Below are 12267 nucleotides of genomic sequence, written 5' to 3'. Positions count from 1 at the left end.
TTTTGAAAATATTAGCATAAAATGAGATACTAACATGATAGAGAAAAATTAGAATAATACATCGAAAATATAGCATTACACCATTTTAATAATCGTAATGTACGGTGCATGATTATTGCGTCAGTTATACTGACTATCATATGGACCAGCGATACATATCAAAGATTTTTATCGACAAAGGCTCCCATGTTAGACATAAACCTACACTGAGCTCGCCATAACTCATCTCAATTAAAGATATACATGCAATAGTACAAGAATAATGAGCAGCTCTTATGAAGGATCAAATCTTTAGCTATAATGATTCTGACAAAGATCGTGAATGATAGTGTCATCCCTCTAAAAATAAGGCCAGTTGACCTCAACGCTAGAAGGATGATCCGAATATGATACCGCAATGTTCTTGTATATAATTTCAGAATACCATCATACTAAAAAATGTTATAAGCATTATCATATAATAAAATACATATGCACGAATGTAGCATAGCGCCAAAAGTGTTAACTCTATACTATGGATAATATAGTATAGACGAAATATATCATGTGCACAGCTCTAGTACTGCCTCTGCAGCCTGCTTGTTTGCATTCCGGCGAATTTTCTGATGTAAGTCCAAAAAGGTTGTATGCAATAACGAAGAAGAGTATTCTTTTCTTAAAAAAGGTTCTAGTGCCATTGCTAGTTTTAATGGGTGACATTCGTCTTGTAAGAACTCTGGCACTACAGCACCGCCTGCTAGTATATTAGGTAAAGATATATAATCTGTTTTGACTAATCGTTGTGCAACCCAAAAAGTAATAGCTGTCATACGATACGCGACGACCATGGGACATTTTGCCAGCATACATTCTAATGTGGCTGTACCAGAAGCTAATAAAGAAGCGTCGCTAGCTTGCATCACCTTATGCGATTGTCCATCTAACAAACGCATAGGTAAATTTGGCGATACTAAAGCCTTGATTGCTTCAAATTGTACTCGACGCTGCGGGTTTACTAACGGTACAAGAATTTCTAATTGTGGGTGTTTTTCTCGTAAAACCAGTGCGGTTTTTAAGAAACCTTGACTTAATGTCTGTACTTCAGTGCTACGACTACCCGGTAATAAAGCTAAACACAAAGCTTCCGGCTTAATGCCTAACTCGTGACGTGCAGACAATTTATCCGGCATTAATGGCATTTCATCCGCTAATGTATGTCCGATAAACCGACAAGCAACATTAAAACGATCATAGAAAGCTTTTTCAAATGGAAACAACACCAAGATAAGTTCAGCAGAACGAGCGATTTTAAATATACGACGCTGCCGCCATGCCCACAATGATGGACTAACATAATGAATAGTACGAATACCGTAACTTTTTAGATATCGCTCTAATGTTAGATTAAAATCTGGGGCATCAATGCCAATAAACACATCCGGCTTTAAAAGTATTAAGCGACGTAAAAGGGTGTGACGAATGTACCAAAGGCGTCTTAAGCTTCCAAGCACCTCAAAAATGCCCATCACAGATAACTCATTCATATCATACCATGCTATACATCCCTCTGATTTCATCAACGGTCCAGCTATCCCAACAAAAGAAGTATGAGGATGTATTTCTTTCAATGCACGGATCAGTCCAGCTCCAAGTATATCCCCGGAGGGCTCTCCTGCAACAAGAGCAATGGTTAAAGAAAATGGAGACATCAGTTAACGAATTAGGCCTCTGGTCGAGCGAGCAAAAAAATCATAAAATGGTTGAACTTCTGGGTGAGCACTAGCAATACTGGCAATCTCAGGCTTAACCTTATCAAGTGTTTTTCCACTACGATATAGCATCTTGTAAGCAGAACGAATGGCATTTACGGCCTCCTTGCTAAACCCATGTCGTTGTAAGCCTACCATGTTAATTCCAAACGGTCTTGCATGATTACCTTGTGCTATAATATAGGGTGGCACATCCTGAGCGACACCAGAACATCCACCTACCATAACATACGAACCAATAATGCAAAATTGATGAACCGCTGTCATCCCCCCAATAATTGCAAAATCATCCACACGCACATGTCCAGCTAATGTAGCATTATTAGACAAAATGCAGTTACTTCCAACTACACAATCGTGAGCAATATGTGCGTTAACCATTAATAAATTATCATCACCAATACGGGTGATTCCAGAAGCTTGTATGGTCCCACGATGAATCGTCACACTTTCACGTATATGATTACGATCACCAATCTCCACGCGCGTAGGCTCACCGGCATATTTCCGATCTTGATTAACGTCCCCAACTGAAGCAAATGGCCAAAGAGTATTATTTTGTCCAATAGCAGTATGACCATGAACTACAACATGTGATTTCAGAACCGTGCCTGCTCCAATTCTAACGTTAGCGCCAATAACACAAAACGGATCAATCCGAACACCAGCGCCAATCACAGCACCTTTTTCAATAATTGAACTAGGGTGAATAACGGCTGTAGTATCGATCAAAAGTTAAACCTCCCGGCTGCGGGCACACAGCATTGTTGCTTCACAGACAATTTTACCATCAACGGTAGCGCCACCCTTGAAGCGCGTCAATCCACGACGAGTTTTTTCAAAATGTACTTCCATGATCATTTGATCACCAGGTACTACTGGACGCTTAAAACGCGCTTCATCGATACCTGCAAAATAATAAAGTTCACCTGGCTCTAATTTACCAACACTTTTAAACGCAAGGATTCCAGTAGCCTGAGCCATCGCTTCTAAAATCAACACCCCTGGAAAGATGAGCTTTTCAGGAAAATGACCTTGAAAAAATGGTTCATTTGCTGACACATTTTTTACTGCCCTGAGATATTTATTTTCTTCGAATGCAATCACTCTATCCACTAAAAGAAATGGATAGCGATGTGGTAAAAGTTCAATAATCTCTTCAATTTTTAGAGTATGAGTGTTAGTAGTCAAAATACTCTTCCCGTCCTAAAAGCTAATAGCTTTAGTAATACGACCTATCACAATCTCTATTCTTTGCTGTGCTCATTTTTACATGTTATATCTCATCCATTCCAGATAGATAGAATAGTGCCATCCTTATTTTTTAAGATTCGTAACTTCAAATTCAAGCTTTTTCAAACGTGTCCTAATATTATCAATATTCATTACTAAAGCAGCGGTTTTACGCCAGATTTTATTAGGTTGGACTGGAATCCCGGATGAATATACGCCAGGTTCAGTGATGGACCGCATCACCATTCCCATCCCGGTTACAATGACTTTATCACAAATTTCTATATGACCATTAATTACGCTTGCACCACCAATCATACAATAGCGACCAATTTTTAAGCTTCCAGCCATAATTACACCACCAGCCACTGCAGTATTATTTCCAATGACGACATTATGTGCAATTTGGCATTGATTATCTATAACAACATCATTACCAATTTGAGTATCATCAAGAGAGCCACGGTCAATAGTAGTGCAGGCACCAATCTCTACATCATTTCCAATAATAACCGTACCAAGCTGAGGAATTTTTACCCAATGGCCACGAGCATTAGCATAACCAAATCCATCGCTACCAATGACGGCTCCAGATTGAATGAGACAATTACAACCAATTTCCACTTCATGATAAATAGACACATTCGCCCACAGACGACTACCATCCCCAATGTGAGCATTCTTACCAATAAAACAACCTGCACCAATTACAACATGATCACCCAATACCACATCAGACTCAATAACTGTATTAGCACCAATGGCCACATTTTTCCCAACACAGGCTGTCGCGTTAATCACGGCACTAGGAGAAATATCTGTAGCTGGCTCCGGTGTGGTATCTAGTAATTGTGCTATACGAGCATATATTAGATAAGGATTACTGACCACCAATACAGAACCATGATAAAACTCACGATCAGATGGTGTTAAAACTACAGCTGAAGCTTGACAATCCACAAGATTCTTACGGTATTTTCTATCTGAAAGGAAGGTTATCTGACCTTTTCTTGCGGATCGCATAGATGCAATACCGGAGATATTTATATCTCCGTCGCCATATAATTCCGCATCCAACTGCTGGGCTAAATCAGCTAGTCGAATTGAAAGCATAAGTTATTTAACCTGCTTTAAAACATCGGCGGTGATGTCTTTGGATTTAGTACAATAAGCAATTGCACTTTGATCGATGACTAAATCGTAACCTTGAAGATTAGCAACTTTCTGCACAGCATTTTGAATTTTGTGTAAAATTTTATTACGCTCTTCTATCTGACGCCGACGATTATCTTGTTCAAAAATCCGTGCTTTAGTATTAAATTCTTCACGCTGTTGCAGAATATCTTTTTCCATACGAAGCTGCTCACTCTCCTTCATGGTTAATCTGTCACGTTGCAGATGCTGGATTTGAGTTTTTAGCTCGCGCTCCATACTTTGTAAAGTATTTGTGCGATCTCTAAACTCATTTTCTAATGTTTGTGTAACTGTTACAAACTCTGGTAATTGTTGGAAGATATCCACAACATTTACTACTGCAATTTTATTAGCGGCTTGAGCAGATATAGAAACTATTAATGCACAGCCTAGAGTTACAGCATATAAGACCTTCTTCACTATCCAGCTCCTTTACTCTTTTAACTGGCAATATAATCACACGGATACTGACATTTTACTCTATCGTATATTACATACAGCCTGTTCCACTCATGTAGATCCACCTCATTTTTTAACCTTGCGCACAAGCACATATTACCAAGTCTTCCCTATATAAAACTGGAACGGTTCTGATTTATCTCCATCGATAGGATGAATAGGTTGTGCATAAGAAAATACTAACGGTCCAATTGGTGACATCCACTGTAATGCCAATCCAGCTGATATACGAATCTTATTATGTTTACGATAATCTGGAATATGAGATATGCTCATTTCTTGAGAATGTTCCCAATGTGTATCCCATAATACACCTGCATCAACAAATAAAGAAGTACGCATTAAATTTGTATATTTGTCACTCAAGAATGGTGTTGGTGTAATTAATTCAGCGCTTACAATAGCGATAGCATTTCCTCCTACAGCATCATTGGATTGGCAAGTGCTATACGGATGACTCATAGAACACTTAGACGATCCATTTTTATAATATACAGCCTTAGGACCAATAGTGTTGGATCGCAAACCACGTACTGTACTTAAACCACCAGCATAAAAATTTTCATAGAATGGTAATTCTTTATTACCAAAACCATCTCCGTAACCAAAACGACCACGACCTAATAGAATCCACGTGCATTTTGAATTAAGCGGTAAGTATTGTCTTGCTTGAATCATGACTCTATAAAAATTATTTTTTAAGCCAGGAACGGTTATTTTCCCACTCAGATTTACGTGATGACCCATAGTTGGGAAAAAGCCACGATCTAATGTGTTGTATGTCCATCCATAATTCACAGTGATGTCATCTGTGGAAAATTCTTCATTAGATGATAAAGATGGATTTTCTCCATAAGAGTGCAAGTATCTCCACATAGATACTTGTGGTGTCATATTAGAAAGGCTGTGGTGCAAATAACCTAACCCAATATTCACAGTATTAGTTTCACTTAATGGAAAACCTAAGGTACTATCTAAACCATAATGCTTGTTAGCATAATCTGCAAGATCAGAATTGTTAACCTTAAAATCATTATACATCAACCTACCACCAAGACTAACACCAAATGTTGTAAAATAAGGGTCAATCAGTGAGATTTCTGCGTAAGTCATTGAATCGTTTTTTGTACCATTGATACCAAGAGAATTACCAGTCCCTAACCAATTCTCCTGAGTAAGACCAACCTGAAAGTTTACACCATTTTCAGTACCATACCCTACGCCTAAGTTAATTGTTCCAGTATTACGTTCCTGGACTGTATAAATCACATCTACTTGATCTACCGAACCAGGGAGACGTTGTATACGTTGAGTAACTGAATTAAAGTACCCCAGACGAGATAAATGCTCTGTACCTTGTTCCACTAAATCACCAACTAACCATGTTCCTTCAATTTGTCGTATTTCACGACGAAGAACGGCATCTTTAGATACATGATTACCTTCAAATCGTATTTCATGTACATGATACCGGTGTCCTGAATTAACATTCAGAATCAATTTTACTCTTTTTGTCACATCATCAAAAACTAACTTACTCTGAATTTGCGGATATATGTATCCTTGATTTCCTAATATCTTTTTAATTAAATTCTCTATATGCAGACTGTTCTCTCTATTATACAAAGAGTCACACTGTTTTTCTATTATCTTGTCTAGCTCCACTGATTTTATCTTTACATTACCGTCAATTGACACATCAGACACTTTATACTGAGAGCCTTCTGTAATATTAATAGTAATATACATACCTTTTTTATCTGGTGTTAAGCTAACTTGAGTCGAATCAATGTTAAAACGTGCATAACCATGATCCAGGTAGAAATTCTGTAACACTTCTAAATCGGAATTTAATTTTTCTGTTTGATATTGATCATGGTGTAATATTTTCGACCAAAAATCTGTATTCTTGTCACGCAGTTGTAAAAGAGAAATTAAATGATCTAAAGTAAATGCTTTATTTCCTACCACGTTAATCTTTTCAATATATGTAGAAACACCCTCAGCAAAAATAAACTTTAAATCCACACGGTTACCTGGTAGTGAGGTGAAAAAAACTTTTACACTTGCGTGATAATGACCGATACTTTCATAAAAATCTCCTAATCCTTGCTCAATCAGTCTAATAGTAGCACGATTAAGCACACCACCAACATACACCCCGTAGGAAGATAAATGCTTCTTTAATACCTCCTCTTTCATTATTTTATTTCCGGTAAAAGTAATACTAGAAATAATGGGACGTTCTTTTAGTCGCACAAGCAACGTACTACCATCACGAATCAGGTGCACATCATCAAAATTTCCGGTTGCAAAAAGTGCAGGGATGATCTTTCTAATATCTTCATTAGAAACGACTCCTGAAATTCGCACCGGAATACTATGTAATGCAGATGCAATAGAAACTCGCTGAAGTCCTTCAAAATAAATCTTATTTACTATGAAGCTATCTGCACCATATACAGTAGCGCTGCTAAAAAGCAGAGATGCTATGAGAAAATTTTTCATCGCCATCCTTATGATACATGTAGCTAGGCTTGCTTCGCAGATCATAACATGATTAGAAATGCGAAAGATCATTAAAAAACGCTAGTCCGGTCAACAACATTAGAATAATTAAACTGACACTGTAACTCAGCTGATAAATGACCTCAGACACAGGTCTTCCTATGATTTTTTCAATGAACAGAAACAGGAGATGCCCGCCATCTAATACTGGTAATGGCAAGAGATTCATGATTCCAAGATTAATGCTAATAAGCGCAAGAAACATCATATAATAGATTAATCCATATTCTGCTGACTTTCCTGCACCCTTTGCAATCGAAATAGGTCCAGAAATATTATGGAGCGTCACCCCCCCAGTCATCATAGTTTTTAACATACTTGTCGTAAGATTGATAATCTTCCATGTTTGCATACTAGCTTTACCAAAAGCATCGAATATACCATATTGGCGCAATATTCGATATTCATTAGGCAATGATATAACACGCGGCGCTATACCGGCAAACCCTTGAGTATTATGATACGGATCCATTTCGGGTATTAGTATACATGTTATCTTTCGGCCTTCCCGCTCTACTTCTAATGGAATGGGTATTCCTGGATTTTGACGCACTATCGCATTAAAACTATACCAATCTTTCTGTAGCCGACCGCTAGCCGTAATGATTATATCACCAACCTGTAAACCAGCACGACTACCTGCAGAGTATTTCTGCACCGCGGCTAATACTAATGAACTTGATGGTAAAGTTGGTTGAATGCCTAAAGATAGTACAGGATCCCGTTCATCTATTATATTGCAATTATTCTCATGCATATGAATGATTTTGTGACTAATTTCTGTACTATGCAAGGGAGCCACTTTTATATCAATCACTTGATCACAAGTTGTTTCTGATAACACTGCATACACAGCATCCCAATCAGGCGTCTCTATACCATTAATAGACCTTAGTTCCATACCTGGAGAAACACCTGCTTCTGCTACGGGCGAACCTTCTATGATACTTGCAATCACTGGGCGAACCCCTGGTACTCCAATAACAAAGACCACCCAGTAAGCAAATAAGGCAAAAATAAAATTAGCAAGGGGTCCTGCTATAACAATAGCTGCACGTTGCCAAATACTTTTATTATTGAAAGTTTGGTGGGATCGCATACTAGACACAGTCTCTACGCGATTATCTAGCATTTTAACATAGCCACCTATTGGAATTAAAGCGAGCACATATTCAGTACCTTTTTTATCTATACGACGCCATAGTACCTTACCAAACCCAATTGAAAATCTTTCTACTTGCACCCCACACCAACGTGCCACCAAAAAGTGCCCAAATTCATGTACAGAAATTAAAACGACTAATGCCAAAATAAAAAATAACAAACTCCAGAAAAAACTTAGCATGATATTTTCCTAGAAGGCTCCTCACATAAGCCATGGTAAACTAGCAAAAACTGGAGCGGCAGCGGTAAGACTATCAATGCGATCTAATACCCCCCCGTGTCCGGGAAAAAAGTTACCGCTATCTTTAACATCAGCTTCACGCTTAAACATGCTTTCATTTAAATCACCCAGAAGAGATGCGAACACCACTATAATAGTGTAAAATAATAAGCGTATACATGGTATGCTTACTGAGGACAATCCGCTCAATAAGACAAAAAATAAAAAAGAGGTGCAAAAGCCACCCATCAAACCCTCCACAGTTTTTCCTGATGAAAGATTTGGTGCTAATTGATGCTTTCCAAATAACTTACCAAATACATAAGCACCAGAGTCCGCGCCCCATACTACAATTAATAAATAAAACAAAAGCCAAACACCGGCATTATGATCTACTGCATAGTGATACTTCCGGATAGCAAGCATACCACAAAAAAATGAAAAAATAGTCAAAAAACCAAACAAAATACGTAATATACATGATCTACGCCAAAAAATAGCTGAATGGGGATAATAATACACCAGTGGTATTGCTATCACCCACCAACATAGTGCAATCCATAAGAACGTAGTCGTATTTAAGAAAGATATTCCATTCTGTATATTAGCATCAGACAGTATACGTAACATACACCCTAATAATATCACCCCACATGATGTGGTTAATAGAATCTTCATGGGGTAAGAAGATAGTCCTGCTAATACACTCCATTCCCACGCAGCTAACATGCTTATCGCTAGAATAGCGATAGCAAATGCTATCATAGACAGGTAGCAAAGTGCTATAATAATCACTGGCATTGATATCAACGCAGTTATTAAACGTAACTTAAACAAAACCCCTCCAAAATTTCTGAGGTCATTTAAATAGTCATACTACCAAATCGGCGTTCACGTTTTAAAAACGCATTGATTGCACCCTCAAAAACACCCTCATCAAAATCAGGCCATAAAATCTCTGTAAACCAAAACTCCGCATAGGCTACCTGCCATAGCAAAAAATTACTAATACGGCACTCCCCTCCTGTCCTAATAACTAGATCTACAGGAACCATTTTATTCAAACATAAATACGCACCTAATGTTTTTTCTTCTATTTGATCTGGATGCAACCGTCCATCTTGCACTTGCGCTGCTAATATTCTCACGCCGCGGATGATATCCCAACGCCCGCCATAATTGACAGCAATATTAAGAATCAACCCCTTATTGTGTTGAGTTTTTTCTTCAGCACAACGAATACAAGCTTGTAAGCGCGTGCTCAAACGACTTGTATCACCAATAATATTGAGACGAATGTTGTGCTTGTCTAAATTTTTAACTTCAGTCTCAAGTGCTCTTATAAATAATTCTAATAACGCCACAACTTCTTGATGTGGACGCTGCCAATTTTCACTACTAAAAGCATATAAAGTTAATGCATCTAAATGATAACTAACAGCAAAACTCACCGCACGACGTACCGATTCCACTCCCGCTTGATGACCAAAGATCCGTAACTTCCCTTTTTTATGAGCCCAACGACCATTGCCATCCATAATAATCGCTACATGATGAGGTTTTATACCTCTTTGGTTATGATGTTTGAATTTATTTTCGGATGACATAACGTGTTATGCTTCCCTTAATACAGACTGGTGTAGCTGCTAAATGTTTTACTCCCTATGTAAGATAGTATATTTAGAGCATCTACACCACCTTCACTTAGTCACTGCTACCATATATTTTATTCATATCGTGGTATAACATGATCTATAGCACCTTTTGTCATGAATTTTTGCAAGAACATACAAGCTACCGATCGAGCTTCACAGTCAATAGCAAGCACCTCTTCAATACTTGTTGGTTCACGATACACTAGGCGATCTAACACCGCTATATTCAGCGAAAAAATATCGGTAAAGTTAATATCTGAGGATAAAAATGCCGCTACCGCAACCTCATTAGAGGCATTTAATATTGTAGTAGCCGCCTGCCCTACTTGACTAGCTTCTATTGCTAACTGCAAACACGGATAGCGTACGTAATCAGGTTCTAAAAAAGTTAAAGATGCCATCCGTTTAAAATCTAATATGGAAGCCCCTGAATGCACGCGTTGAGGCCAGCCCATTGCATAAGCAATGGGTATGCGCATATCCGGAGAAGCAAGCTGTGCAATCACGCTTCCATCAAGGTAACGAACCATTGAGTGGATAACAGATTGTGGGTGAATGATTACTTCTATCTGTTTATGAGTAGCATTAAATAACCATCTTGCTGCGATATACTCTAAACCCTTGTTCATCATCGTGGCTGAGTCGACTGATATCTTACGCCCCATTAACCAATTTGGATGTGCACAGGCTTGATTAGGTGTCATATAACGTAACCGTGATAATGGGGTTTCGCGGAATGGACCGCCAGATCCTGTAAGCACAATACCATCAATTCCACTGCATTCTAAAGAATAATATCCAGATTTTTCCTGTAAGGATAGAGGTAAGCTTTGAAATATGGCATTATGCTCACTATCTATTGGTAAAATATGAGCTTTTGAGGAATGAACTGCTTCAAAAAAAAGACGACCGCATGTTACAAGTGACTCTTTATTAGCCAGCAAAACCTGTTTACCTGCCCGCACAGCGGATAGCGTGGGCAACAAACCTGCTACACCAACAATGGCGGCTACAACTTGATCGACATCATCGAGTGCAGCCACATCACAAGCTGCTTGATTACCACTTAGCACCTCAGTAGCAATATAAAGATTATTTAGTTGACATCGCAGTTCATGTGCAGATTCTTCATCTACCATAACCGCAAAATCTGGACAAAACTCTAAGCATTGCTGTGTCATTAGTTTAATATTACGCCCTGCAACTAATGCTTTAACAGAAAATAGTTGCGGATTCTCTCGAATAACAGATAAAGTGCTGTTACCAATAGAACCAGTGGAGCCGAGAATAGTTAATTGCTTCATACGTTTCTCAGCCAATGAAGATGAAATTGTGATCGAATAGAGAAAAGATACATCTCTTGAGTATAGGTAATGGACACGTCATACTAATGCACAACCACTGATAGAAAAATATTAAAAATCTAATATTTCCATCTCTTTTTCGGATAGAATTTTATCTATTTTTTTTATGAAAGCGTCAGTTATTTTCTGCACTCTTTCTTGAGATCTATGCTCATCCTCTTCACTAATCTTTTTATTTTTTACTAAAACCTTAACTTGATCGTTAGCATCACGCCTGATATTGCGAATCGATACACGCCCTTGTTCAGATTCACTGCGCACCACTTTAATTAATTTATGTCGACGCTCTGTGGTGAGAGAAGGTAGTTGTACACGAATATCACTACCTATTGAGCTAGGATTTAAACCTAAATCTGAGGTCATAATGGCTTTCTCAACAACAGAGATCATAGATCGATCAAAAACATTAATCTTTAAAGTCAACGAGTTTTCCACTGTAATATTAGCTAATTGTAATAAAGGTGTAGGCGCACCATAATAATCAATTATGATACCATCAAGTATAGATGGTGAAGCACGACCAGTACGAATTTTTCTTATGTTTTGGATGAAAACCGCTACGCATTTTTGCATGCGCATCTCTGTATCATTTTGAATCGTATTAATCATGCTAATAACCTTTGGTTCTATGTAATAAAAGTAATAGTGTCTACCTAATCATA

General features: G+C 38.1%; 11 protein-coding genes. All 11 read right to left on the bottom strand.

What is annotated here, in order from left to right; genetic code table 11:
- Positions 1 to 542: 542 nt before the first annotated feature.
- Complete coding sequence (gene lpxB / locus ERCILAFE3058_RS01025) at positions 543 to 1688, bottom strand: lipid-A-disaccharide synthase (protein WP_157989631.1); 1146 nt, start codon at positions 1686 to 1688, stop codon at positions 543 to 545.
- 3 nt (positions 1689 to 1691) lie between these two features.
- Entirely contained in the window at positions 1692 to 2480 is a 789-nt protein-coding gene (gene lpxA, locus ERCILAFE3058_RS01020) for an acyl-ACP--UDP-N-acetylglucosamine O-acyltransferase (protein WP_157989630.1), read from the bottom strand.
- 3 nt (positions 2481 to 2483) lie between these two features.
- Complete coding sequence (gene fabZ, locus ERCILAFE3058_RS01015) at positions 2484 to 2939, bottom strand: 3-hydroxyacyl-ACP dehydratase FabZ (protein ID WP_157988364.1); 456 nt, start codon at positions 2937 to 2939, stop codon at positions 2484 to 2486.
- Positions 2940 to 3065: 126 nt separating this feature from the next.
- The gene (lpxD, locus tag ERCILAFE3058_RS01010) at positions 3066 to 4094 is read right to left on the bottom strand and encodes a UDP-3-O-(3-hydroxymyristoyl)glucosamine N-acyltransferase (protein WP_157989629.1); all 1029 of its coding nucleotides are present in this window, start codon (positions 4092 to 4094) and stop codon (positions 3066 to 3068) included.
- Between the two features lie 3 nt (positions 4095 to 4097).
- Positions 4098 to 4595: an OmpH family outer membrane protein gene (locus ERCILAFE3058_RS01005; protein WP_157989628.1), complete on the bottom strand. Its 498-nt coding sequence runs from the start codon at positions 4593 to 4595 to the stop codon at positions 4098 to 4100.
- Positions 4596 to 4730: 135 nt separating this feature from the next.
- Positions 4731 to 7148, bottom strand: a complete 2418-nt coding sequence (bamA, locus tag ERCILAFE3058_RS01000) for an outer membrane protein assembly factor BamA (RefSeq protein ID WP_157989627.1) — start codon at positions 7146 to 7148, stop codon at positions 4731 to 4733.
- 46 nt (positions 7149 to 7194) lie between these two features.
- On the bottom strand, positions 7195 to 8547 hold the full coding sequence (gene rseP / locus ERCILAFE3058_RS00995; protein WP_157989626.1) for a sigma E protease regulator RseP: 1353 nt from the start codon (positions 8545 to 8547) through the stop codon (positions 7195 to 7197).
- Positions 8548 to 8568: 21 nt separating this feature from the next.
- Positions 8569 to 9423, bottom strand: a complete 855-nt coding sequence (locus ERCILAFE3058_RS00990) for a phosphatidate cytidylyltransferase (protein WP_157989625.1) — start codon at positions 9421 to 9423, stop codon at positions 8569 to 8571.
- Positions 9424 to 9449: 26 nt separating this feature from the next.
- On the bottom strand, positions 9450 to 10193 hold the full coding sequence (uppS, locus tag ERCILAFE3058_RS00985; RefSeq protein WP_157989624.1) for a polyprenyl diphosphate synthase: 744 nt from the start codon (positions 10191 to 10193) through the stop codon (positions 9450 to 9452).
- 119 nt (positions 10194 to 10312) lie between these two features.
- Positions 10313 to 11545, bottom strand: coding sequence for a 1-deoxy-D-xylulose-5-phosphate reductoisomerase (gene ispC / locus ERCILAFE3058_RS00980; protein ID WP_157989623.1), 1233 nt, complete (start codon positions 11543 to 11545; stop codon positions 10313 to 10315).
- Between the two features lie 111 nt (positions 11546 to 11656).
- Complete coding sequence (gene frr / locus ERCILAFE3058_RS00975) at positions 11657 to 12214, bottom strand: ribosome recycling factor (protein WP_157989622.1); 558 nt, start codon at positions 12212 to 12214, stop codon at positions 11657 to 11659.
- Between the last annotated feature and the right edge of the window lie 53 nt (positions 12215 to 12267).

The organism is Candidatus Erwinia haradaeae (assembly GCF_900698955.1).
GTDB classification, from domain to species: Bacteria; Pseudomonadota; Gammaproteobacteria; order Enterobacterales; family Enterobacteriaceae; genus Erwinia_E; species Erwinia_E haradaeae_G.
Note: the sequence above shows the minus strand (reverse complement) of the source record. Positions and strands in the feature narration are given on the sequence as shown.